The organism is Nocardia xishanensis NBRC 101358 (assembly GCF_001613365.1).
GTDB classification, from domain to species: Bacteria; Actinomycetota; Actinomycetes; order Mycobacteriales; family Mycobacteriaceae; genus Nocardia; species Nocardia xishanensis.
In genome coordinates this window covers 24684-48638 of the sequence record NZ_BDCF01000052.1, presented here as the reverse complement: position 1 = coordinate 48638, position 23955 = coordinate 24684, and the positions used below count along the sequence as shown (strand labels likewise).

25 protein-coding genes are annotated in these 23955 nt (G+C 69.9%); 13 read left to right on the top strand and 12 right to left on the bottom strand.

The window, feature by feature from the left end:
- Positions 1-83: 83 nt before the first annotated feature.
- Positions 84-1400, top strand: a complete 1317-nt coding sequence (locus NX1_RS29210; RefSeq protein ID WP_084501837.1) for a metallopeptidase TldD-related protein — start codon at positions 84-86, stop codon at positions 1398-1400.
- A 101-nt stretch (positions 1401-1501) separates the two neighbouring features.
- On the opposite strand, the gene NX1_RS29205 is transcribed toward NX1_RS29210, so the two are convergent.
- The 3 genes from NX1_RS29205 to NX1_RS29195 form a co-directional block, all read right to left on the bottom strand.
- On the bottom strand, positions 1502-1999 hold the full coding sequence (locus NX1_RS29205) for a DUF4333 domain-containing protein (protein WP_068066326.1): 498 nt from the start codon (positions 1997-1999) through the stop codon (positions 1502-1504).
- 232 nt (positions 2000-2231) lie between these two features.
- The gene (locus NX1_RS29200) at positions 2232-2618 is read right to left on the bottom strand and encodes a PPOX class F420-dependent oxidoreductase (RefSeq protein ID WP_068066381.1); all 387 of its coding nucleotides are present in this window, start codon (positions 2616-2618) and stop codon (positions 2232-2234) included.
- 52 nt (positions 2619-2670) lie between these two features.
- Complete coding sequence (locus NX1_RS29195) at positions 2671-3219, bottom strand: PadR family transcriptional regulator (RefSeq protein WP_068066321.1); 549 nt, start codon at positions 3217-3219, stop codon at positions 2671-2673.
- Between the two features lie 118 nt (positions 3220-3337).
- On the opposite strand from NX1_RS29195, the gene NX1_RS29190 reads away from it, so the two are divergent.
- A complete protein-coding gene (locus NX1_RS29190) occupies positions 3338-4057 on the top strand; it encodes a DUF8817 family protein (RefSeq protein ID WP_068066318.1) in 720 nt (239 codons plus the stop codon).
- Between the two features lie 31 nt (positions 4058-4088).
- On the opposite strand, the gene map is transcribed toward NX1_RS29190, so the two are convergent.
- Positions 4089-4856 carry a type I methionyl aminopeptidase gene (map, locus tag NX1_RS29185; RefSeq protein ID WP_068066315.1) on the bottom strand — a complete coding sequence of 256 codons (768 nt, stop codon included), beginning with the start codon at positions 4854-4856 and terminating at the stop codon, positions 4089-4091.
- A gap of 169 nt (positions 4857-5025) precedes the next feature.
- Complete coding sequence (locus NX1_RS36610) at positions 5026-5172, bottom strand: hypothetical protein (protein ID WP_157120176.1); 147 nt, start codon at positions 5170-5172, stop codon at positions 5026-5028.
- Between the two features lie 365 nt (positions 5173-5537).
- On the opposite strand from NX1_RS36610, the gene NX1_RS29180 reads away from it, so the two are divergent.
- From NX1_RS29180 to NX1_RS29160, 5 genes are all read left to right on the top strand, one after another.
- Complete coding sequence (locus NX1_RS29180) at positions 5538-7388, top strand: hypothetical protein (RefSeq protein WP_068066378.1); 1851 nt, start codon at positions 5538-5540, stop codon at positions 7386-7388.
- The gene (locus tag NX1_RS29175; protein ID WP_068066312.1) at positions 7385-7576 is read left to right on the top strand and encodes a hypothetical protein; all 192 of its coding nucleotides are present in this window, start codon (positions 7385-7387) and stop codon (positions 7574-7576) included. The genes NX1_RS29180 and NX1_RS29175 overlap by 4 nt, the downstream gene beginning before the upstream one ends.
- A complete protein-coding gene (locus tag NX1_RS29170) occupies positions 7573-7956 on the top strand; it encodes a hypothetical protein (protein ID WP_068066309.1) in 384 nt (127 codons plus the stop codon). Before NX1_RS29175 ends, NX1_RS29170 begins: the two co-directional genes overlap by 4 nt.
- On the top strand, positions 7953-9290 hold the full coding sequence (locus NX1_RS29165; protein ID WP_068066306.1) for a hypothetical protein: 1338 nt from the start codon (positions 7953-7955) through the stop codon (positions 9288-9290). Before NX1_RS29170 ends, NX1_RS29165 begins: the two co-directional genes overlap by 4 nt.
- A 153-nt stretch (positions 9291-9443) precedes the next feature.
- Positions 9444-9707, top strand: coding sequence for a helix-turn-helix domain-containing protein (locus tag NX1_RS29160; RefSeq protein WP_068066304.1), 264 nt, complete (start codon positions 9444-9446; stop codon positions 9705-9707).
- Between the two features lie 24 nt (positions 9708-9731).
- Here the strand turns inward: NX1_RS29160 and NX1_RS29155 are convergent, their stop codons facing one another.
- Positions 9732-10346 (bottom strand): ATP-binding protein, encoded by a 615-nt coding sequence (locus tag NX1_RS29155; protein WP_068066301.1) that lies wholly within the window; start codon positions 10344-10346, stop codon positions 9732-9734.
- Between the two features lie 283 nt (positions 10347-10629).
- Between NX1_RS29155 and NX1_RS29150 the strand changes: the two genes are divergently transcribed.
- Positions 10630-11079 carry an SgcJ/EcaC family oxidoreductase gene (locus NX1_RS29150; protein WP_068066297.1) on the top strand — a complete coding sequence of 150 codons (450 nt, stop codon included), beginning with the start codon at positions 10630-10632 and terminating at the stop codon, positions 11077-11079.
- Between the two features lie 548 nt (positions 11080-11627).
- Here the strand turns inward: NX1_RS29150 and NX1_RS29145 are convergent.
- The 3 genes from NX1_RS29145 to NX1_RS29135 form a co-directional block, all read right to left on the bottom strand.
- Positions 11628-12137, bottom strand: a complete 510-nt coding sequence (locus tag NX1_RS29145) for a DUF8020 domain-containing protein (RefSeq protein WP_068066294.1) — start codon at positions 12135-12137, stop codon at positions 11628-11630.
- Positions 12138-12459: 322 nt separating this feature from the next.
- Positions 12460-16116, bottom strand: coding sequence for a cobaltochelatase subunit CobN (gene cobN / locus NX1_RS29140; protein WP_068066291.1), 3657 nt, complete (start codon positions 16114-16116; stop codon positions 12460-12462).
- Positions 16117-16278: 162 nt separating this feature from the next.
- Complete coding sequence (locus NX1_RS29135) at positions 16279-16716, bottom strand: nuclear transport factor 2 family protein (RefSeq protein ID WP_068066288.1); 438 nt, start codon at positions 16714-16716, stop codon at positions 16279-16281.
- A 98-nt stretch (positions 16717-16814) separates the two neighbouring features.
- Between NX1_RS29135 and cobG the strand changes: the two genes are divergently transcribed.
- A complete protein-coding gene (gene cobG / locus NX1_RS29130; protein ID WP_068066285.1) occupies positions 16815-17993 on the top strand; it encodes a precorrin-3B synthase in 1179 nt (392 codons plus the stop codon).
- 143 nt (positions 17994-18136) lie between these two features.
- On the opposite strand, the gene ddaH is transcribed toward cobG, so the two are convergent.
- Positions 18137-18982, bottom strand: a complete 846-nt coding sequence (gene ddaH / locus NX1_RS29125) for a dimethylargininase (protein ID WP_218024196.1) — start codon at positions 18980-18982, stop codon at positions 18137-18139.
- A gap of 135 nt (positions 18983-19117) precedes the next feature.
- Here ddaH and NX1_RS29120 point away from each other — a divergent pair, with 135 nt between their 5' ends.
- From NX1_RS29120 to NX1_RS29105, 4 genes are all read left to right on the top strand, one after another.
- Positions 19118-19555, top strand: a complete 438-nt coding sequence (locus NX1_RS29120; protein WP_068066283.1) for an Lrp/AsnC family transcriptional regulator — start codon at positions 19118-19120, stop codon at positions 19553-19555.
- Positions 19556-19649: 94 nt separating this feature from the next.
- Positions 19650-20285, top strand: a complete 636-nt coding sequence (locus NX1_RS29115; protein WP_068066280.1) for a precorrin-8X methylmutase — start codon at positions 19650-19652, stop codon at positions 20283-20285.
- Positions 20282-21835 carry a precorrin-3B C(17)-methyltransferase gene (gene cobJ, locus NX1_RS29110; RefSeq protein ID WP_068066277.1) on the top strand — a complete coding sequence of 518 codons (1554 nt, stop codon included), beginning with the start codon at positions 20282-20284 and terminating at the stop codon, positions 21833-21835. Before NX1_RS29115 ends, cobJ begins: the two co-directional genes overlap by 4 nt.
- A 194-nt stretch (positions 21836-22029) precedes the next feature.
- The gene (locus NX1_RS29105; RefSeq protein WP_068066274.1) at positions 22030-22554 is read left to right on the top strand and encodes a PadR family transcriptional regulator; all 525 of its coding nucleotides are present in this window, start codon (positions 22030-22032) and stop codon (positions 22552-22554) included.
- On the opposite strand, the gene NX1_RS29100 is transcribed toward NX1_RS29105, so the two are convergent.
- Both NX1_RS29100 and NX1_RS29095 read right to left on the bottom strand, forming a co-directional pair.
- Positions 22555-23304 carry a cobalt-precorrin-6A reductase gene (locus tag NX1_RS29100; protein WP_068066372.1) on the bottom strand — a complete coding sequence of 250 codons (750 nt, stop codon included), beginning with the start codon at positions 23302-23304 and terminating at the stop codon, positions 22555-22557. It lies immediately after the preceding gene.
- Positions 23301-23906 carry a DUF8020 domain-containing protein gene (locus tag NX1_RS29095; RefSeq protein WP_068066271.1) on the bottom strand — a complete coding sequence of 202 codons (606 nt, stop codon included), beginning with the start codon at positions 23904-23906 and terminating at the stop codon, positions 23301-23303. Before NX1_RS29095 ends, NX1_RS29100 begins: the two co-directional genes overlap by 4 nt.
- Positions 23907-23955 lie beyond the last annotated feature (49 nt).

The window sequence follows — 23955 nt, the reverse complement described above, 5'->3', positions numbered from 1 at the left end:
GCGACACGGTGCACACGCGCGGCGTGGCGCCCGCGGGCGAAGTGGTGGAGCGGGCGCTGGCGCTCTCCCGCGCCGACGAGGCGATGGTGATCGTCACCGACGCGCACGAGGCCTCGCTGCGCTGGGCGGGAAATTCGATGACGACCAACGGCTCTTCGGTGTCCCGTGACTGGGCGGTGGTGTCGATCTTCCGCGACGGACCGCACGCGGCCAGGGTCGGCAGCGTCGGTTCGACGAGCGTCGATCTCGCCGAGATCGAGGCGGTCGTGCGGGCCAGCGAGGCCGCGGCGCGCACCGCCGAACCCGCCAAAGACGCCATGCCGCTGCTGGAATCGGACGCCGCCGCCGAGGACTGGGCGGCCGCGCCGGGCAGCACGGGCATCGAGGTCTTCGCCGATCTGGCCCGCGACCTGTCGACCGGTTTCGACGGCGCCGACCTGCTCTACGGCTTCGCTCACCACCAGATGCACACCACCTGGCTCGGTACGTCCACCGGCATCCGACGCCGCTTCGTACAACCGACCGGTTCGGTGGAGATCAACGGCAAACGCGGCGCGGGCGCGGAGCTGGCCAGCGCCTGGGTCGGCGTAGGCACGGCCGATTTCACCGATGTCGACACCCCCGGTCTGCTCGCCGAGCTGAACCGCCGCCTGGACTGGGCGAGACGCCGCGTCGAGCTGCCGGCGGGCCGCTACGAGACGCTGCTGCCGCCGTCCGCGGTCGCCGACCTGATGATCTACCTGGCGTGGTCGATGGAGGGCCGCGGCGCGCAGGAAGGGCACAACGCCTTCGCCCGCGCGGGCGGTACCCGAATCGGCGAGCGGCTCACCGGCATTCCGCTCACGCTGTACTCCGATCCGAGCGCGGCCGGGCTGGAGTACCGGCCGTTCGTCGCGACGTCCGCCTCGTCGGAGGCGCTTTCGGTCTTCGACAACGGCCTGACCGCCACGCGGGTGGACTGGTTGCGCGATGGCGTCGTCGAATCGCTGGTCTATCCGCGCTCCACGGCAGCGGAATTCGGCGCTACCGCGACGGTGCCGGGCGAGAACCTGTTGCTCACCGGCGGTTCCGGTGCGAGCCTCGACGAGATGATCGCGCGCACCGAGCGCGGCCTGCTGCTCACCACACTCTGGTACATCCGCGAGGTCGATCCGGCCAGCCTCCTGCTGACCGGGCTCACCAGGGACGGCGTCTATCTGGTGGAGAACGGCGAAGTCAGCGCGGCGGTGAACAACTTCCGTTTCAACGAGAGCCCGATCGATCTGCTGCGCAGGGTCACCGAGGCCGGCGCGACCAAGACCACGCTCCCCCGCGAGTGGAAGGACTGGTTCACCCGAACCGCCATGCCGCCCTTGCGGATTCCCGACTTCCACATGTCCTCGGTGAGCCAGGCCACCTGAGGCGCGAGCGCGCCTGAGGCACTAGGCGACCCAAGACACGATGAAGGGCCGCTCCGCGCTCGGAGCGGCCCTCACAGATGGAATCGTGGCGGCGACCGGCCTCAGTGCGGTCGGCCGACCTCGTAGGCGCCGTCGCTGTCGGTGATGGTGACCGACACGGACTTCTGCGTGCTGCCGACCTTCACGAGGCATTCGAAGGTCGCGCCGAGAACGACGGTCTGACCCGCCGGGCAACGGACGTCGCGGACGTCGTCGATCCCGTAGGAGTCGATGAGCACCAGCTGCACGCCGCGCTGTAGGTCCGCCTGGTCCAGCTGTTTCGTCGGAAGGTCGACCGCGCGGACCGGTGCGGCGGGAGCCGAGGTCTGCGCGAGCGGCGCCGAGGCGCCCGTTGTCCGCGCCGGGTTGTCGGCCACCGCGCTCTCGCGGATGTTGACAATCACGAGTCCGGCGATCACGCCCGCGATCGCGATGGCGACGGCGCCGACCAGAGCGGCGACGAGCACGGGAAGCCAACCGCCGTCTGTGGTTTCGGCGTCCCGGTGTTCGGCGACCGGGTAGGGCTGCGGGGCCCTCGGCGGCCGAGTCGGTGCTGTCATGAACGATCCCTCCCCCCGGGGCAGGGTCGAGACATCGTGTCCGCCTGGGGACTACCCCGGTATGCCCGACGAAGGATAGCCGAGCCGTGATCACCGCGTCCGCCGGTACCCCCGGAATCTCCGTGTCCGCCTTGCTTATTCCGGACCTTCCGGGCATTCGGCCGTGTCCGCGCGCTCCGCTTCTCCTCCGTGGGCGCGCGGACCGGTGCCGGATCTCGCCGGGCTACACCGGTCAGGCGTCGGGCGTGAACTCGATGCCGATCGTGCCCGCCTTGCCCCTGCGGATGTTGCTGCCCAGGATGAGCAGCCGTCCCAGCAGCCAGTACTTCTTGCGCAGCAACGCGCGCACCCGTTCGGTGCCGTCGGCGTCCAGCACGCGCCCCGTGCCCGCGACGACGGACCCGCGCATTTTTCTGCCCCTGGCGTCGCACGCCTGCACGGTGCAGGTGGGATTCCGGCGCAGTCGCTTGACCTTCCAGCTGTGGGTCTCCGTCCAGATGTACAGCTTGCCGCCGTCGGCGACCGCCCACACCGGCGTGCCGACAGGCGTGCCGTCCTTGCGGAAGGTGGTCAGTTGCACGTAGTCGGCGGAGCCTGCCTCACCGAGCGAGTTCGTCATGATCACAGCGTATCCGCGGGCGCGGCTGGCCTGCGAGAGCAGCGCGAACGGATCACTCCGGCATGCGGTATTCGCCCGACTCCAGCCGGGCGAGCAGCCCGTCGGTCCATCGGGTCAGGTTGTCGAACACGCCGCTCCACAGATCGAGCAGATCGGGCATGTGCGGCGCCTCGTAACGACCGGGAAAGGTCGGGATCATGGCCAGCAGGTCGTCGCGCACCGCGGCCGCATTGCGCCGCTGCTCGGTCAATTTGGCGATGACGTGCGCGCGGGGCAGAGCGTCCATGAAAGCGATGGCGGCGCCGAGCTCTTCCATGTCGATACTCACCAGCGCGGCGTCCATGAGCCTGCGGAACTCGGCCTCCCCCGCCTCGGTGAGCTCGAACAGCGTCCGGCCCGGCCCCTGGTCGCTGTCCTCGGTGCCGAGGGCGCGCAGTTTCCCTTCCTGTGCCAGCTGTTTGAGCGCGTGGTAGATCGAGCCGGGTTTGACGTTGGTCCACGTTTCGGCTCGCCACGACAGCAGCTCGCGCCGAACGGCGTAACCGTGTGCCGGTTGGCGGGTGCGGATCACCCCGAGGACGAGCAGACGCACGGCCGCCACGGACGGTTCCTTTCCTTCTGACGCGATGAACGACCCATGCTACTCAAATTTGACTTCCTCGAGCGCGCGCGCCTAGCCTGGCGGTAATCAAATTTGACTAGTGTCGGAGGAACGACTCATGGACGACTCCCCGGTCCCGATGCTGTGGACCACGTCACCGGCCACCACCCTCGACTTCTACCAGACCATCGGCTACACGGTGACCCATGAACAGACCCGCCCCTACGTCTACCTCGCGCTGGAATTCCACGGCTGCCCGGTGCATTTCAGCTCGCCGCCCAAAGGTTTCGAGCTGCCGCCGGAGCTTGTCGGCTGCCTGGTGATGGTCGACGACGTGGCCGCGCGCCACCGCGAGTTCACCGCCGCACTGCGCGCCGCCTACGGCAAGGTGCCCGCCAAGGGCCGCCCGCGCATCACTCGCTTCCGACCCGGGCAGAGCCGCTTCACCCTCGTCGATCCGGACGGCAACACCCTGTTGTTCATCCAGCGCGACGAGCCCGAGGACGTCGAGTACGGCGGCTCACGCGACATGGAGGATCTGGCGAAGGTCATCGACAACGCGCGAATTCTGCGCGATTTCAAAACCGACGACAAAGCCGCCGCGCGAGTGCTCGAAGTCGGCCTCGGCCGCTTCGCCGCGACGGCAGCGCCGGTGGAGCGCGCGCGGGCGCTGGCCATGCTCGCCGAGATCGCGGTCGCCATGGAGGATCCCGAACGCGCCGCGCGGTACCGCGACGAGGTGCGCGCGCTGCCCCTTTCGGCCGAGGACCGCGAGACGGTGTCCGCCGAGCTCGGCGCGGGCGCCGAACTGGAGCGCTGGCTGACCGAAACGCGCTGAGCCGAGGAGTATTGAACCGAAACGGGTTTCGTCAGGCTGCGCGGGTCAGCACCTGCGGCCCGTCGGCCGTGATGGCGACGGTGTGCTCGGAGTGCGCGGTGCGCGAACCATCGGCGGAGCGAATGGTCCAGCCGTCGGCGTCGGTGTAGATGCGGTCGGTGGTGCGGGCGAACCAGGGTTCGATGGCGATGGTCAGGCCCGGCCGCAGCGAATAGCCGCGACCGGCCCGGCCCGCGTTCGGCACGTGCGGGTCCTCGTGCATGGTGCGCCCGAGGCCGTGCCCGCCGAATTCGGTGTTGACCGGATAGCCGTAGGCGCGCGCCACCCCTTCGATGGCCGCGGAGAGGTCGCCGATGCGGTTGCCGGGCAACGCCACCGCGATGGCCGCGGCGAGCGCCTCCTCGGTGGCGCGCACCAGCCGCAGGTCCGCCTCCGCCGCGGTACCGACGATCACCGTGATCGCCGAATCCGCCACCCACCCGTCGACGCCGACCGCGAGGTCGATGCTCAGCACATCGCCGTCGCGCAGCACGTAGTCGAACGGAAGTCCGTGCAGCACGGCGTCGTTCACGGACAAGCACACCGTGTTCCGGAACGGCCCACGCCCGAAGGAGGGCGCGTAATCCCAGTAGCACGAGACTGCCCCCCGGTCCCGGATGCGTTCGCGCACATAGGTTTCCAGGTCCAGCAGGTTGACCCCGACCCGCGCCCGCGTGCGCAGCTCGGCGAGCACGTCCGCGACGAACTCACCGGCCACCCGCATCCGGGCGATCTCCCCGGGCGACTTCAACTCCACCATTTCCGACCTCCACCGCACCGATTCCACTGCCGGACCATCGCCGACGGAGCGCGCCGACGGTCGACCGGTATTTTTATACCAGCGTAGCGGTGCCGGTATTCGAATACCAACCGCGCACGAGAACTCGTCGCGCCCGGCGATCCCCGGGCGCGCTCATCGACGGGCGGCCTTACTCCGCGTCGTCCTCGCCTTGCTCCTGGGCGCGCAAGGCCTCGGCCAGCTCCGCACGCAACCGTTCGGCCGCCTGGCGATCGTTGCAATCCTCGGCCGTGGTGATGTCCTGACGAAGCTGGGCGATCGTGTCACGGGAAACCATGAATCCTCCCTCTCGCTCTCGCGGCGTTGTCGTTCCATTCGGGGTGTGTCCGGTTTCCCGGCGCGGAAACACCGGCAGCCGAGGACGAGATTTCCCGGCGCGACCGGGTATCCAGCCCGTGGACGACAGCACGCCGAACGAGTGAACAGTCGTGCTCCCGAATCGGAACCGGGGCGTTCCGCGCGCCACCCCTCACGACGCGCGCGAAGGCCGTTCCAACACCGATTGAAAGGGACCTGAGCTGCTCGTTCGTGGTGTGACTATGCAAAGGGGCCACATCTCGCCAAGTGTGTGCTACCTTTCGTAACATCAATAAGGCGACGAGTGTAAACTCAGTGCGGTTGGAGGTTCCCGTGTCCGGCACGATGCACGAAGCGATAGGGCGGCTCGCCGCGCCCGGTACCGAAGGCGGTGGCGCGGCGCTGGATCAGGTGGCGATCATGACCGGCTCGGCGGGCCTGATCGCGGTGGCGTTGCTCTGGGTCGGGTACCTGCACCGGACCCGGCGCATCACTTGGCTCGGCGACCTCGCCGATCGCATCGGCGCGGTCTTCAACCGGCCCGGCTGGGTGGCCCTGCCCATCGTGATCTTCCTGGCCACCATCCTCACCGCGCTGCTCGGCTTCATCTGGGACGTCAGCCTGCACGTCGGCAACGGCCGCGACGCGGGGCCGCTGGCCAACCCGGCGCACTACTTCATCCTCGCCGGCCTGTTCTTCCTGTTCACGGCCGGGATGCTGGCGATCGTGCTGCCCTTGGACGAGAAGCCGGGCGCGGCGGCGGTGCGGATCACCCGCACCTGGTACGCGCCCGTCGGCGGCATTCTCATCGCCGGCGCGGGCCTCTACGCGCTCATCGGCTTTCCGCTCGACGACATCTGGCATCGGATGTTCGGCCAGGACGTCACGCTGTGGGGACCCACGCACCTCATGCTGATCGGCGGCGCCGGCCTGTCCCTGGTCGGCGTGCTGCTCCTGGAATTCGAGGGCGGCCGCAACCGGCCGGACCCGGACCGCGCCGACGGCCGCCTGATCTGGACACTGCGCGCGTTCGCGTTCGGCGGCCTCATCATCGGCCTGTCGGTGTTCCAGGTGGAGTTCGATTTCGGCGTCGAACAGTTCCGGCTGGTGCTGCAGCCGATGCTGATCGTCGCGGCCGCCAGCGTGACGCTGGTCGCCGCCCGGGCGACGCTCGGCGCGTTCAGCACCTTCGTGGTGGTCGGCTTCGCCGCCGTCGTGCGCGGGGTGGTGGCGTTCCTGGTCGGCGGGCCGATCATCGACGCCCCGCGCAACGTCTTCCCGCTCTACCTCGGCGCCGCCGTGGTCGTGGAACTACTCGCCCTGCTGCCGTTGGCGCGCAAGCCGCTCTGGTGGGGCGCGGCGGCGGGCTTCGCGGTCGCCACCGTCGGCGTCTGGCTCGAATCTCGCTGGGTCGACGCCATGTTCGTCGATCCGTGGCCCGCGGCGATGTGGCCCGAGCTGCTGGCGATGACCGTGCCGACCGGTATCGCGGGCGGCGTCGTCGGCGCGCTGCTGGGCACGGCGCTGCGCGGGGAGCCGCTGCCGCGCCCGCCGGTGCGCCGCGCCATGATGGTCGCCGCGGTGCTGATCGTCGGCGCCGCCACCACCAACGGCCTGCTCATTCGCGTTCCCGATCAGGCGAGCGCCACCGTCGCGCTGCGCGATGCCGAGCCCGTCGACGGCGGCCGCATGGTGACCGCCGACGTACGGCTCGACCCGGCCGACCTGGTCGGCGCCGACCCCGAATGGCTCCAGATCCTGGCCTGGCAGGGCGGGGTCGGGTCGGACAGCCCGGGCCGCGGCCTGGTCGTCGACCAGCTGCGGCGAGTCGGCGACGGCCACTATGTCTCGACGAAACCCGTTCCGGCGCACGGCTCCTGGAAGACCGTGCTGCGCCTGCAAGATGGCCGCACGCTGACCGCGCTGCCGATCTTCATGCCTTACGACGCCGGTATCGGCGCGGCGGAGGTCGCAGCGCCGCCGGAGTTCACCCGCCCCTTCGTCGCCGAGATCACGGTGCTCCAGCGGGAGCGCTCGTTCGATCACCCGGAATGGCTGTTCGGCGCGGCCTCGCTGATCGTGCTGGTGTGCAGCCTGGTCCTCATCGGCGCGCTGTCTTGGGGCGCGGCCAGGATCAACGACCGCTATCCGGCCACCGTCGGGACCGACGCGGCCGCGCCGGTGACGGCGGGATGACCGCGCACGCCGACGGCGTGGATCTGCTGGCGGACCATTCCCTCCTGCTGGCGATCCCCGCCTTCCTTCCCGCGCTCGCCGTGGTGGGCATCATCGTGCTCGTCGCGGTGCGCGACCGCCGCGCCGAGCGGCGCGAGGGCGAACAGAACCCGGCATCCCCCGCGAGCGGCGACGAGGAGACCCGATGACCCGCACCTGGCGATACGCGGCGGTCGCGCTCGCGGTGGCGGCCGCCGCGCTGGGCTGCTCCACGGAGGAGAGCCCGGGCACGAAGCAGCCCGGCGCGAGTTCGACCGCCGAGGCCCTTGTCGTGGCATTCCGGATCGCGAACGGGACGGTGAGCCCGGTGAACGAGCGCAGGGAGGCCGAAGCCGGACAGCCGATCGACCTGGTGGTCGACAGCGACGCCGACGACGAGCTCCATGTGCACGCCACGCCGGAGTACACCTTCGCGGTCCGCCCGGAGGCAGGCCAGCGCTTCCGATTCACGGTGGAGGTGCCTGGCCGGGTAGAGATCGAGCTGCACCACGCGCACAAGACCGTCGCCACGGTGGTCGTGCGCCCGTGACAGAAGTCAGCGCGCACGGGATCTCCGGTGCGACCGATCTGCCGATTCCGTTGTCCTACGCGCTGATCGGTGCGGCATGGGCGCTGACGTTCTCCTTCGCCGTGCTGGCCTTCGCGTGGCGCGAGCCGCGACTCGATCCGGATTCGCCCGGTGCGCCGCTGCCCGCGTTCGCGCGCACCGTGGTGGATTCCGCGGCGATGCGCGCGTTGCTGGGCGGGCTCGGACTGCTCGGCGCGCTCGCCGTCCTCACGGTCGGGTTCTTCGGCTCATCCGACTCGGCCCGCAATCCGGTGCCGGGGATCGTCTACATCTTCGTGTGGGTCGGGGTGATGGTGGCCTCGCTGGCGCTGGGGCCTGTGTGGAAGACCCTCTCCCCCACGCGCGCACTGCACCGCGTGATCTGCCGGACGACCGGGCGACCGCCGGAGCGCGGGGCGCTGCCCTATCCGGAAGCATGGGGCAACCGTCCCGCGGCGCTCGGTCTGTTCTCTTTCGTGTGGCTGGAATTGGCTTTCCCCGAACCGGGTTCGGTACTCGCCGTGACGATCTGGTTTCTGGGCTACCTGATCGTCGGTACCGCGGGCCTCGTCGTGTTCGGCACGGTGTGGGCCGAGCGCGGCGATCCGCTCGAGGCGTACAGCAGTCTGCTGGCGCGGCTGAGTCCCTTCGCCCGCCGCGCCACCGGCGTCCCGGTGTTGCGGTGGCCGCTGAACAATCTCGCGGGCACACCCGCACTGGCCGGTTCGGTCGCGGTGGCGGCGACGCTCTTGGGATCCACTGCCTTCGACAGCTTTTCGATGTTCGCCAGTTGGCGTGACTTCCTCGATCGGGTGGGTGACGACTCCACCTTGGTGACCACGCTACTGCGCACCGCGGGCCTGCTCGGGTTCATCGCCGTGGTCGGCGGCGTCTTCACTTCGGCCGCCCGCGCGACCGGCGGCCTCACGAAACCGGAGCGGGCGCTGCTGCCGAGGCGGCTCGCACACAGCCTCACCCCGATCGTGGCGGGCTACCTGATAGCGCACTACCTCAGCTTCCTCGTGGAGAAGGGTCAGGCGACGCTGATCCTGTGCGCCGATCCGTTCCAGCGCGGCTGGAACATCCTCGGGCTGGCCGACTTCGACGTGCATTACGTCCTGTCCACGCATCCCGCCGTGCTGGCCGGTCTCGAGGTGCTGGCCGTCCTCACCGGCCACATCCTCGGCGTCGCCGCCGCCCACGATCGCTGCCTGCGGCTGCTGCCGCCCGCACACCGGCTCACCGGCCAGCTGGCGCTGATGCTGACCATGGTCGGCTTCACCTTCACCGGCCTGTACCTGCTGTTCGAGGCCTGACGCGCCGCGGGCGGGCGGATCTTCCGATCCCGATGCTCGGCTGGGGCCTGGTGGCGCTGCTCGTTCTGACGCAGCCGTCGTGACCGAGGCGCGTCGGCGGTCCGGCCGCGCTGGATATTGCGGTATTTAAATACCGCATCTACCCTGGGGCGCATGGTTCGTTTGCCGTTGACGCCCGCCCAGATCGAGGCGGGCCGCCGCTTGGGCGCTCGCCTGCGCGCGGCGCGCGGCGCGCGCGACCTCACCGACGTGGCCACCGCCGCCGGGATTTCGCCGGAGACGCTGCGCAAGATCGAGACGGGCCGGCTCCCGTCGCCCGCGTTCGGCACCGTTGTCGCGCTGAGCCAAGCACTCGACATTCCGCTCCAGGAACTCGCCGACACGTGGCGCTCTGCCGGGCTGGCCGCATCCGCCTGAGTCGCAGGGCGGCACACCACGGCGTCAGCTGGGAACCACGACATCGCAAGCGGCGTAAGCCTTTTCGCGGGTCCCCGACTCGAGCACCGAGGACCGGTATGCCTCCCATTCGGCCAGCTTGGACGCGTCGCGGTCGGCGCCTCGCGCGATCATTCGCGCTTTGATCCCCTCCGCGGGCGTGTCCAGCCACACCGTCACGATCGGTATCGACGGCGCGGCCTCCGGATAGCCGCGCACATAGTCGCTCAGCGTGCGTCCCGCGGCATGCGCGTTGCGAATCGTCGAGAGGAACGGCGCGTCGAGCACCACCGGCGCCGCGGCGGCGACGGTCAATCCGGTCCGGATGAGTCCCTCGTACAGGCCGGGCGAGATCAGCGTCCGATAGGTCTCGGAATCGCGGTCGTCACGGTCGCCGGTCAACGCCTCGAGGACCGTCTCCTCGAGCAGCGGCACGAAACGATCCTTGTCCAGCACCACCGCGCCGCACAGGTCGCTCAGGTACGTCGCGGCCGTGGACTTCCCGGACGCGGGGAAGCCGCACAGCAGCACCAATCCCCGGCGCCCGAGCGCCTCGGCCACCGGGCGCAGCCGCTCCCGCACCCGTGCCTGCACGTCCACCTGTTCGTGGTCCTCCCGCACCGCTCCAGTCCACCACATCGAACCGGCGCGTCCGATCGAGAGCTCACCGGGGAACGTCGACCGGCTCGAGCCGCTCGACCGCGCATTCGTCACGTCCGGAACGGCGCGACCCAGGGGCGGATCTCCCTGCCGCGCTGACCGATCGGCTCACCGTCTGCTGCGCGAGCGGACACATTCGTCCGCGCCTACGCGACCGCGGAAACACCGGGCGCTAGCGCCCCGGCGCGGCAGACCCGTCCGCCGATTTGACCTGAACCTTTGTTCAGGTACCAAGCTGACGGCCATGGACGCAACGACATACGAATCGCCGGTGGTCGAGGACACGACCGTGGATCACACCGAGGACATCGCCGCGATCAAGCGGTTGGTGGCCGATGTCGAGGAGGGCTTCAACAACAAGGACGCGGAGCTGATGGTCAGCGGCTTCACGGCCAACGCGGCGGCGGGCAACGCGGTGGGCATGGTGATCACCGGGCGGGAGGCGCTGCTGGAGGCGGCCCGCACGGGACTGGCGGGTTTCTTGAAGGACGAGTACGCGCGGTACGAGGTGACCGACATCGTCTTCCTGCGCCCGGACGTCGCGGTCGCGCACAAGGCGGCGCGGGCCATCACGACGGAGGGCGAGTCGATCGACGAGGACCCGGCGATGGTCGCGCTGTACGTCCTGGTCAAGGAGAACGGCCGGTGGTGGACGGCGGCGCGGCACAACACGCTCGTACCGAAGGCCGGTTGAGGAGCCGGGGGCGAACAACCCCCGAACAGAACAGTCCCCGGTAGTCTCCATCGATTCCGTGAGCGTCAGTCGTCGCTGAACGACTCTCCGGTCTTCGACTGGCTTGCCGGGGGCCTAGCCGGATCTTGAAGATTTGTCACTACATTCTTTGGACGTCTCCGCCGTTTGTACGACTCTTCTTCGGTGTTTCCGGTGTACAACCTATAGTCCTCGGTTTTTCCGGCTAGTCAATAGCTGGACACCCCGAATTTTCGACGTATTTCCGCCGGTCATCGCCGCCATCGACGCCCCGCCGCACACTCCCCGCGAACCCGGGGCAGACACCCCCACCCGGCTCCGCTCCTCGGCCGGGCTCCCGCAGCGACTTCATACGCTTCGCAGACGTCGCATCGCCTGCGAAGCGTGCGGAAGGACCACGAGGAGCGATTACAGAGGAATGAAATATCGGGTGTCCGGAAATTGCGCGGGCGCGGGAGCGGCCCGTTCCGGAATTCATCCGGAACGGGCCGCGGGTGGTCGCGGGGTCGTTCACCCCGCTATTGCTCGGCTCAGGCGTTCGCGCCGATGATCCCGCCGATCACGGCGCCGATGATGCAGCCGGGAATGGCGGGCAGGATGAGGAAGATCGCGCCGATCAAAGCGCCGATCACACAGCCGATCGCGATACCGCCGATCGTCGTTCCCGCATCGCCGATGAATGCCAGTTCGGGCTGGACGGGTCCGCTCACCGGTGTGAGTGTCAATTCCGTCGCGCTCTCGTCGATTACCGGGGCCACTTGCACCTGCTGCCCCGCGACGGTGTGCAGAGTGGTCGGCAGACTGCCGATCACCGTGCCGTCGGGCGCGTGCACCAGCACCGCGTCCGGCGCGATCTCGAAGGTCCCGGACGCGAGCGTGAGCGTCGCGCCGGAGCGATCCGGCGCCACCGAGGCGCTGTATTCGACCCCCCGGTCCACCCCCGCCACCACACCGCCGGGCGAGCCGTTGGCGGTCGCGGTGGCGATGCCGGTGGTCGCGGCGACAGTCAGCACCGCGGCCGCTATCAACTTTTTGATCATGATTGGTCTCCATCATCGGCCGATCCGAATATTGTGTGCCCCGAGAATCGGCTTCCAGGACATGGATAATGATGCGCCATTGGCGCTCTCGATGTCGATAGAATGACGAGACCGAATTGTGTTGCAAGATCAGCGAATCGGCCATGGAATTGGGGGGTTGCCAATTCGGGTCGATGGTATTTGCGCGCCCTCGCTCACCGATAACAGCAACGAAACGACATGCGGCACAATAAAAACCGAGGCGTCGTTTTGCGACGGAATACCGCGGAATGGGCGGCGGGCGGACCCGATCATAACCGGGACCCGCCCGCGCGGGGACTGGCTACTCGAGCTCGCCTTCGGTCTCCAGGTACACCTGGCGCAACCGGTCCAGCGTCTCCTGCTCGGGCGCGGCCCACATGCCGCGCTCGGCCGCCTCGAGCAGCCGTTCGGTGATGCCGTGCAGCGCCCACGGGTTGGACTGCTCCATGAACTTGCGGTTCACGTCGTCGAAAACGTAGCTCTCGGTGAGCTTTTCGTACATCCAGTCGGCGACGACGTCGGTCGTGGCGTCGTAGCCGAACAGGTAGTCGACGGTGGCCGCCATCTCGAACGCGCCCTTGTAACCGTGCCTGCGCATCGCCTCCAGCCAGCGCGGGTTGACCACGCGCGCGCGGAACACGCGCGAGGTCTCCTCGGACAGCGTCCTGGTGCGCACGGCATCGGGCCGGGTGCTGTCGCCGATGTAGGCCTCCGGATTCTTGCCGGTGAGCGCGCGCACGGTGGCGACCATGCCACCGTGGTACTGGAAGTAGTCGTCGGAGTCGGCGATGTCGTGCTCGCGAGTGTCGGTGTTCTTGGCTGCCACCGTGATTCGCCGATAGGCCGAGCGCATGTCGTCGGCGGCGGGAGCTCCGTCGAGATCGCGGCCGTAGGCGTAACCGCCCCACGCGGTGTAGACCTGCGCGAGATCGTCGTCGGTGCGCCAGCTCTTGGAATCGATCAGCTGAAGCAGGCCGGCGCCGTAGGTGCCGGGCTTGGAGCCGAAGATGCGGGTGGTGGCGCGGCGGGCGTCGCCGTGCTCGGCGAGGTCCGACTGGGCGTGCGCGCGAACGTAATTCGATTCCGCTGGCTCGTCGAGATCGGCCACCAGCCGGACCGCGTCGTCGAGCAGGGCGAGCACGTGCGGGAAGGCGTCGCGGAAGAATCCGCTGATGCGCACGGTCACGTCGATGCGCGGCCTGCCGAGTTCGGACAGCGGGATCACCTCGAGTGTGGTGACGCGACGACTGGCCTCGTCCCACACCGGGCGCACGCCGAGCAGCGCGAGCACCTCGGCGATGTCGTCGCCGGAGGTGCGCATGGCCGAGGTGCCCCACACCGAAAGACCCACCGAGCGAGGGTATTCGCCGTGGTCGGCCCGATAGCGTTCGACCAGCGAGTCGGCCATGGCCTGACCGGTCTCCCAGGCCAGCCGCGACGGCACCGCCTTCGGATCCACCGAGTAGAAATTGCGGCCGGTGGGCAGCACGTTGATCAAGCCGCGCAGCGGCGAGCCGCTCGGGCCAGCGGGAACGAACCCGCCGTTCAAGGCGTGCAGCACCCGCTCGATCTCGACGCCGGTCTGCCGCAGACGCGGCACCACTTCGGTGGCGGCGAACCGCAGCACGGACCGCACCGCGCTGGCCGTACCGGGCTCCGCGCCGCCGACGGCCGCCGCACCCGAGGGCACCAGGTCCTGTGCGAATTCCGCGACCAGTCCGTCGATCGCGTCGACCGACCAGTCGACGGCCTGCAACCGGCCGAGCAACTCGCGCGCCCTGCCCTCGATCAGGTCGACCCGCTCGCGGCCCTCACCGCCGGATTCGTTCAGCCCCAACGCCTCTCGCAGACCGGGCACCGACACCTCGCCGCCCCACAGCTGCCGGGCGCGCAACATGGCGAGCACCAGGTCGAGTTCGCCGTCGCCGGCGGGCGCCTGGCCGAGAACGTGCAGTCCGTCGCGGATCTGCACGTCCTTGATCTCGCACAGCCAGCCGTCGACGTGCAGCAGCATGTCGTCGAAGGACTCCTCGTCCGGGCGTTCGGTGAGCCCGAGGTCGTGGTCCATCTTGGCCGCGCGCATCAGCGTCCAGATCTGCTGCCGGATGGCGGGCAGCTTGGCCGGATCGAGCGCGGAGATGTTGGCGTGCTCGTCGAGCAGTTGCTCCAATCGCGAGATGTCGCCGTAGCTTTCGGCGCGCGCCATGGGCGGGATGAGGTGGTCGACCAGGGTCGCGTGCGCACGGCGCTTGGCCTGGGTGCCCTCGCCGGGGTCGTTGACCAGGAACGGATAGATCAGCGGCAGATCGCCGAGCGCCGCGTCGGTGCCGCAGGAGGCCGACATGCCGAGCGTCTTGCCCGGCAGCCACTCCAGGTTGCCGTGCTTGCCGAGATGCACCATCGCGTCCGCGCCGAAACCGCCCGCCGCCTCGGGCGCCGCCAACCAGCGGTAGGCGGCCAGGTAGTGGTGGCTGGGCGGCAGGTCGGGATCGTGATAGATCGCGACAGGGTTCTCGCCGAAGCCGCGCGGCGGCTGCACGATCAGCACCACCTTGCCGAAACGCAATGCGGCGATGACGATTTCGCCCTTCGGGTCGGCCGAACGGTCGACGTACAGCTCGCCGGGCGGCGGGCCCCACGCCTCGACGACGGCCTCGCGCAGGTCCTCGGGCAGGGTGTCGAACCACGCGGTGTAGGTGGCGGCCCCGATACGAATCGGGTTGCCCTCCAGCTGTTCGGCGGTGAGCCAGTCCGGGTCCTGGCCGCCCGCCGCGATGAGCGCGTGGACGAGGACGTCGCCGTCACGTTCTTCCAGGCCGGGAACCTCACCCGGTTCACCGAGATCGTAACCGGCGGAACGCAATTCGGTGAGCAGCCGGATGGCGCTCGCGGGCGTGTCGAGGCCGACGGCGTTGCCGATGCGGGCGTGCTTGGTGGGATAGGCGGAGAGCACGACGGCCAGCCGCTTCTCGGCGGGCGGAATGTGGCGCAGCCGCGCATAGCGCGTCGCGATGCCCGCGACCCGCGCGGCCCGCTCCGGATCGGGGACGTAGGTGGACAGGCCGTCGGCGTCGAACTCCTTGAACGAGAACGGCACCGTGATGATGCGGCCGTCGAATTCCGGCACGGCCACCTGGGTCGCGACGTCGAGCGGCGAGAGGCCGTCGTCGTTGTCCTCCCACTGGGCGCGGCCGCTGGTCAGGCACAGGCCCTGCAGAATCGGCACGTCCAGGTCGGCGAGCGCGCCGACGTCCCACGCCTCGTCGTCGCCGCCCGCCGACGCGGTCGCCGGTTTGGTGCCGCCCGCGGCGAGCACGGTGACCACCAGCGCGTCGGCCTGACGCAGCGTGGCCAGCAGTTCGGGTTCCGCGGTGCGCAGCGATGCGCAGTACAGCGGCAGCGGCCGCGCGCCCGCGTCCTCGATCGCGGTGCACAGGGCGTCGACGTAGCCGGTGTTGCCCGCCAGATGCTGGGCGCGGTAGTAGATCACCGCGACGGTCGGCACACCCGCCACCGGCGCCGGGTGCCTTGCCCCGCGCTCCAGCTCGCCCCAGCTGGGCAGCTGCACCGGCGGCGCGAAGCCGTGACCGGTGAGCAAGACCGTGTCGGACAGGAAATTGTGCAGCTGCCGCAGGTTCTCCTGACCGCCCGCGGCCAGGTAGTTGTGCGCGTCGGCGGCGACGCCGCCGGGCACCGTCGAGCATTCCATCAGCTCGGCGTCCGGCGCGATCTCGCCGCCGAGGGCCACGATCGGAACCCCGCTGTCGCGTAGCGCGGCGAGCCCGTCCTCCCAGGCCCGCTTGCCGCCGAGGATGCGGACGACAACGAGATCCGCCCCGTCCAGCAGCCCGGGCAGGTCGTCGACCAGCAGGCGGGCGGGATTGCCGAGCCGGTAGTCCGCGCCGCTGGCGCGCGCGCTGAGCAGATCGGTGTCGGACGTGGACAGCAGCAGGATCACAGGTGACCTTCCTCGGGTGACGCGCCCATCGGGTGTGGTGCTCGCCGGAGAGGGTCTGGCTGTTCACAGTGGCGCGACCGCACCGGAATTGCACCGGTTTCCTCGTCGCCCGCCGAGCACGCCGATGCTACCCGGCCCGGTGCGGGCCGCCGCACCCCCGGTTCAGGACAGGTCGGCGTTGCCGTCGACGACCTTCAGCAGGTAGTGGAACTTGCTGACGCGCCAGCCCGAGGGCGTGCGCTCGACGCCGAGGTCGTAGCTGCCGACGAAGGTACGGGTCTTGCCGTTGGCGGCGTCGTTCTTGACGTGCACGGCGATGGAGTCCGCGTGCACGGCCGCGGTGTCGCCGTCGCGGTCGATCAGGTAGTTGCCCGCCTGATGGTGGATCGCGTCGAGGTCGCCGAGGCCGGCGCGCCAGTCGGCGACGATGTCGGCGGCCGGGCGCGACGCGGCGGGGTCGCCGAAACCGCCGTCGAAATCGACCTTCGGGGTGAACACTTCGAGCAGATCGTCCCAGCGCTTCTGGTCGCAGTAGACGAACATGCGGGTGGCGAGATCGATGATCGCAAAACGGTCTGCGACATCGGAGAAATCGGTCATGCGCGCCACCCTATCGATCACGGGGGTCACCGCGCTCGGTGGACCAGCGCACGACGCGCGGTCTCGCGGCCCGATCGCGCACGTAGGCTGAAGGAGCTATGACCCGAACCGCCCCCGATTCCTGCCCCGGCGTGCTCCGGCTCCATCAGGCCGCCGACGGACCGCTCGCCCGCATCCGCGTGCCCGGCGGATATCTCACGCCGGAACAGGTGCTGGCCTTGGCCACCGCGGCGAGCGAATTCGGCGACGGCGCGATCGAACTCACCTCGCGCGGCAATCTCCAGCTGCGGCGGGTGCGCGACGCCGCGGAGCTGACGGCGCGCGTGACCGCGGCCGGACTGCTGCCGAGCCGGACGCACGAGCGGGTGCGCAATATCGTGGCCTCGCCGCTGTCCGGACGGGTCGGCGGCCTCGCCGACGTGCGGGGGCTGATCGGCGATCTCGATGCCGGGCTGTGCGCGGCGCCCCGGTTGGCGGAACTGCCGGGCCGGGTGCTGTTCACGCTCGACGACGGGCGCGGCGATGTCAGCGCGCTCGGCGGCGACATCGGCGTGCACGCGGTCGGTCCCGACGAGTTCGCGCTGCTGCTCGCGGGGACCGATACCGGCGTCCGCGTCACGGGGGCCGAGGCCGTCGATATCGCGCTGGCCGCCGCGGCGGGTTTCCTCGAGGTGAGCTCGGGACAGTGGCGGCTGCGTGAGATCGCCGACGGCCCGGCCCGCATCGTCGAATCGCTCGGCCTGACTCCCGGCCCGGAGCGCGTCGAAATCGTTGCCGCTCAGGATATTCCGATCGGCTGGCTGAACCAGGACGACGGTCTGGTCGCGCTCGGCGCGGGCGTGCGGCTCGGCGCGCTCGACGCGAGGGTCGCCGAGTTCGTCGCGGCCGTCGAACGTCCGGTGATCGTCACGCCGTGGCGCAGCCTGGTCATCGCCGACCTCGACGAGTGGGCCGCCGAACAGGTGGTGCGCGTGCTGGCCCCGATGGGGTTGATCTTCGACGCCGCGTCTCCCTGGCTGCACGTCAGCGCCTGCGCCGGACAGCCCGGCTGCGCGAAGTCGCTCACGGACGTGCGCGCCGACGTCACCGCCGCCGTCGAATCCGGCCGCGTCCTGCCCGCGGCGGCGGCCGAGACCTCGCGCGAGCAGATCGTCCCCGCCGAGGACGTCACGGTCGCGGGCCGCCAGCACTGGTCCGGCTGCGACCGCCGCTGCGGCCGCACGCGCGGGGATGTCACCGACGTGGTGGCGACTCCGGACGGCTATCGCGTCGACTGATCACGCGCGGCTACAGCGGGGGGTTGCCACGCCTGCGACGTACCGCCACGTTCGAGCAATACGTGGCGGCCGACTCCACCTGTGACGACCGAGACCAGCTCCCGCATCCTCGGCCGAGGCGATGGCCGCTCCGCCGCCCGAGGTCAATGCAGCTCCAGAGTGCAGCATTTGATCCCGCCGCCCGCCTTCAACAGCTCCGACACGTCCACCGGGACCGGGAGATAGCCACGGGCGCGGAGGGCGGCGGCGAGGTCGGTGGCTTGCGGACTGAGGAAGACGTGGTAGCCGTCGGAGACGCCGTTCAAGCCGAGGACCGCGGCGTCGGCGTCGGTCGCCTCGATGGCATCGGGAAACAGGCCGGTGAGCAGGGTGCGGCTGGTTTCGTCGAAGGCGGGCGGGTAGTAGGCGATGGTGGCGTCGTCGAGGACCATCAGCACGGTGTCCAGGTGGTAGAAGCGCGGGTCCACCAATTCCAGTGAGATCACCGGCATTTCGAAGTGCAACTCGACCTCGCGGTGGGCCGCGGCGGAGCTGCGGAAACCGGTGCCCGCCAGGAAGCGTCCGCCGATCAAGGCGAAATCGCCCTCGCCCTCGTTGAGTTCCACCGCCGCCACCACCTCGACGCCGCCGCGTCCGGTGAACCAGCGGTGGAAGGCGGGGCCCTCGGCGGCGCGTTCGGGATGGGTGAAGCGCGCCGACATGATCCGGTCGCCGACGGCGAGGCCGCTGTTGGCCGCGAACACCATGTCGGGAAGCCCCGGCTCACCGGGGACCACGTCCACCCGGTGACCGTGACGCTCGAAGGTCTCGCGCAAGGCGTCCCACTGGGCGAGCGCCAGCGCACGGTTCACCGGCGCGTCCGGATTCATCCATGGGTTGATGGAGTACCGGACGTCGAAATGGTCGGGGCGACACATCACGAACCGGCGCGGCACGGGTCGGCGTGCGGGGGCGGGCTCGGTGGTCTGGAGGGTAGCTACTGAGGTCATCGTGGCTCCCGAGGTCAGGCGCGGATTCGGCTGATCCGAAGGTAAACGGCCTACCATTGCGTCAGGAACGCCGAATCGTTGCGCAGATCGCCGTACATACGGCGGATCGTTGCGTCGAGCGGAAGGTGATGTGACGTGGACGATACCGACCGCCGAATACTGGGCCATCTACTGCGCTCGGCCCGCGCGTCCTTCCAGGAGATCGGCTCCGCGGTCGGCCTCTCCGCGCCCGCGGTCAAGCGCCGGGTGGACCGCATGGTCGCCAGCGGGCAGATCACCGGCTTCACGGCGCTGGTGAATCCGGCGGCGCTCGGCTGGACCACCGAGGCCTATGTCGAGGTGTACTACCGCGACAACATCACCCCGGCCGAGCTGCGCCGGAGCCTGGAGCCCATCCCGCAGGTCGTCGGCGTCTGGACGATCGCGGGTGAGGCCGACGCGCTGGTGCACGTGATGGCGACCGACATGGCCGAGATCGAGTCGACCGTGGAACGCATCAGGGAGAACGCGCGCGTCGGGCGCACCCGCAGCGCGATCGTCATGTCCCGCATCCTCGAACGCCCGCGCACCTGACCCGCGACCGGCGGGGCGCGTGCCGAGGATCGGCCGCACCGCCGTGCGCGGGCTGTCGGCGAGCTCCGTTCGGACGCCCCGTTAGGGTGTCCCCATGTCCGACGTGCGCACCAGCTACCTCACCGACGGGGCCGAGATCTATCGGCAATCGTTCGCGACGATCCGCGCGGAAGCGGACCTGAGCGCGTTCCCGGCGGACGTGGCGCGGGTGGTCGTCCGCATGATCCACGGCTGTGGGCAGGTGGATCTGACCGAGGACATCGCCTTCTCCCCCGGCGTCGTCGCGGCCGCGCGGGCGGCGCTGCACGCGGGCGCGCCGATCCTCTGCGACGCCACCATGGTCGCCTCCGGCGTGACGCGCAAAAGGCTGCCCGCCGACAACGAGGTGATCTGCACCCTCGCCGACCCGCGCGTGCCGGAACTCGCCGCGGCGCTGGGTAATACCCGTTCGGCCGCGGCGCTCGAGCTGTGGCGCGACCGGCTGGAGGGCGCGGTGGTCGCCATCGGCAACGCGCCGACCGCGCTCTTCCATTTGCTGGACATGCTCGACGCAGGCGCCCCGCGCCCGGCCGCGATCCTCGGCATTCCGGTCGGCTTCGTCGGCGCCGCCGAGTCCAAGGACGCGCTGGCCGCCTACGGCGGCGTCGAATACCTGACGGTGCGTGGCAGGCGCGGCGGCAGCGCCATCACCGCGTCGGCACTGAATGCGATTGCGAGCGAAGCGGAATGAGCACAGCGGGCAAACTGTGGGGCGTCGGTCTCGGGCCTGGCGACCCGGAACTGGTGACGGTCAAGGCGGCGCGCGTCATCGCGGCCGCCGACGTGATCGCCTTTCACTCCGCGCGGCACGGTCGCAGCATCTCCCGCGGCATCGCCGCGCCCTACATGCGGCCGGGCCAGCTCGAGGAGCACCTCGTCTACCCGGTGACGACGGAGACCACCGATCATCCGGGCGGGTACCAGGGCGCGATCGACGAGTTCTACGAACAGGCCGCCGAACGGCTGGCCGCGCACCTTTCCGCGGGACGTTCCGTCGCCCTGCTCGCGGCCGGGGATCCGCTGTTCTACAGCTCCTACATGCACATGCACCGCAGGTTGGCCGACCGCTTCGAAGCCGAGATCGTTCCGGGCATCACCTCGGTGAGCGCGGCGTCGGCGGCGCTCGGCACCCCGCTGGTGGAGGGCGAACAGGTGCTGACCGTGCTTCCCGGCACCATGCCGACCGAGGAGCTCACCCGCCGTCTGCGCGACACCGACGCCGCCGCCATCATGAAGCTCGGCCGCACGTATCCCGGTGTGCGGCAGGCTCTCTCGGACGCCGGGCGGCTCGACGACGCCTACTACGTGGAGCGGGCGAGCACCGACCGCGAGCAGGTGCGCACCGCCGCCGAGGTGAACGACGCCGACGTGCCGTACTTCTCGATCACGCTGGTGCCCGGCCCTCGACCGACCACGCCGCTGCCTCGCATCGCCGCGGTGGCGGCGAAAGCAGCGGACTTCGACTCGACAACCGTTCCGGCGGAAGCGAATTCGCCCGGCGAGGTGGTCGTCGTCGGCCTCGGCCCCGGCGCGGAAAGCTGGACGACGCCCGAGGTGCGCGAGGCGCTGGCCGCCGCGACCGATCTGGTCGGCTACACCACCTATATCGATCGCGTTCCGCACCGTCCCGGCCAGCGCAGGCACGCCAGCGACAACCGCGTCGAATCCGAGCGCGCCGCCATGGCCTTGGATCTGGCCAAGCACGGCGCCAAGGTCGCGGTGGTCTCCTCGGGCGATCCCGGCGTGTTCGCGATGGCGGCCGCGGTGCTGGAGGAATCCGCCGATCCGCAGTGGCGGGACGTGCCGGTGCGAGTGCTGCCCGGCCTCACCGCGGCCAATGCCGTGGCCAGCCGGGTGGGCGCGCCGCTCGGACACGACTACGCGATGATCTCGCTCTCCGACCGGCTCAAGCCGTGGGAGGTTGTCGCGCAACGTCTTTCGGCGGTCGCCGCGGCCGATATGGCGATCGCGATCTACAACCCGGCGTCCTCGCAGCGCACCTGGCAGGTCGGCGCGATGCGCGATCTACTGCTGGAACATCGCAAGCCCGACACCCCGGTGGTGCTCGGCCGCGACGTCGGCGGACCCACCGAGTCGGTGCGGGTGGTGTCGCTCATCGATCTCGATCCGGCCGACGTGGACATGCGCACCCTTCTCATCATCGGCGCCTCCACCACCGCCGTAGTCGACACCGCGCACGGCACGCGGGTCTACACCTCGCGGCGGTACCACCGGGCGTGACATCCGGGTGATCCCCACCTGGTATGCCTATACCAGCACTCGCCGGGGTTCACACCAACCAGGCGGCGACCGAACTGCTCGGGCGCATCCCTGGCCCGGACGCAACACGCAAGAGCAAACGACACACCCTGAGGCCGGCAAGAGGATCGTTCCGCTAACATTCCACTATGGAACGTCGATGAAGGGAGCGTTCGGTGACGACGATCCGGCGGAAGCCGTTGAATTCGACGGCCGCGTCGCTGCTCGGTTTCCTGCACGAGGGGCCGATGTCCGGCTGGGACCTGGTGACGATCGCGCAGGACCGTATCGGCGACTTCTGGACGATCACGCAGAGCCAGGTGTATCGAGAGCTCGCGGCCATGGATGCGGCGGGACTGGTGGTGAAGGGTGAGACCGGCGCGCGCGAGCGCACGCCCTACCGGATCACCGACGCGGGCCGGGAGGCGTTTCTCGAGTGGATCACCCGCGATCCCGGCGCCGAGACCATCCGGGTGCCGCTGTTGCTCACCATGTCCTTCGGTGACCACCTCGATGCCGAGCACCTCGACCGGCTCATCGCGGCCAACCGGGAGGTGCACCAAAGCCGCCTCGACCGCTACCTGAAGCAGGACTGCGATCCCCTCTTGCCACACCAGCGGGCCACCCTGGAGTTCGGCATAGGTTACGAGCGTGCGGTACTCGCCTGGTTCGATCGGCTGCCCGCGCTGCTCGGGCGCTGATCATCGAGCGCCGGATGCCTTGGCACGCAACCATTCCCAGGCATCCGCCACCGTTTCGACGACCTCGGCTCCCACGGGCAGCGGCGGCCGATCGATCACGACGACCGGAAGATGCGCCGCGCGGGCCGCGGCCAGTTTGGCCTCGGTCCGATCGCCGCCGCTGTCCTTGGTCACGAGCACATCGATGCGGCGGCTCGCCAGCAGCCGGGATTCCTCCTCGACCGTGAAAGGCCCTCGGGCCAGGAACACTTCGTGCCGCGGCGGCAGCTCCGTCTCGGGCGGATCGATGGCGCGGATGAGAAACCACTGCCCGGCGAGACCGGCGAACGCGCCGACGCCCTGCCTGCCGATGGTGAGAAACACGCGCTCGCCCAATTCCGGAAGCGCGCGGGCGGCGGCGGCCGAATCGGGGACGCGAATCCACCGGTCCCCCGGGCCTTCCGACCAGCCGGGCCGCCGGAGGTGAAGCAACGGCACGCCCGCGTCACGCGCCGCGGCCGCCGCGTTCGCGGTGATGGTGGCGGCGAAGGGATGGGTGGCATCGACGGCGGTCTCGATCCTGTTGGCCGCCAGCCACTCTCGCAGCCCAGCAGCGCCGCCGAAGCCGCCGATCCTGACCTCGCCCTCCGGCAGCAGCGGGTCGCGAACACGACCGGCGAGCGAGGAGACGATGTCGAATCCTCGCTCGCCGGAAGCGATGTGGGCCAGCTGCCGCGCTTCGCCGGTGCCGCCCAGAATCAGAGTTCTCAGGGCTGACCGCTGAAGTAGGCCATGCCCGCGTTCAGCAGCGACGGACCGCCCGCGACCAGCAGACCGATCACGCCACCGATCACGGCGCCGGGGATGACGCCGACGACCAGACCGAGCAGGCCGATCAGACCGCCGATCACGGCGCCGACGGCAGCGCCGAGCGAGGCGCGCTGCAGTTCGGCGAAGAACCACTCCTGCGCGCTGATGTCCTGCACGGCGATCACGTCGGCCTTCGGGGTCAGCGTAAGGGTTTGGCCGCTGGCGTCGAGCGCGGCGGCGATCTCCACCGCGGCGCCGTTGCTCGCCTCGCGCGCGGCGAGCGGGATCGTGGTGACGACCTCGCCCGCGTCGTTCTTCAGCGTGACGGCCTTGCCGTCCGCGTCCAAGGAGAACGCGCCGCCCGTCACCGTGGTGATGATGGACTTGCCCGCGTCGGCGAGCGCCGCGGTGTAGCCGACGCCCTGGTCGACGCCCTGCGCCGACAGCGCGGCCTGCTCCTGCGCGGCAGGCGCGTCGGCGGGGGCGGCGTAGCTGGTGCCCGCGGTGACACCGGTGGCGGCGACGGCCAGCAGAGCGGTGGCGGCGAACTTCTTGTATTTCATCTATCTCCCCATCAGGAATCGGTTGTCCGACAACGGGCGGACGTCGCGA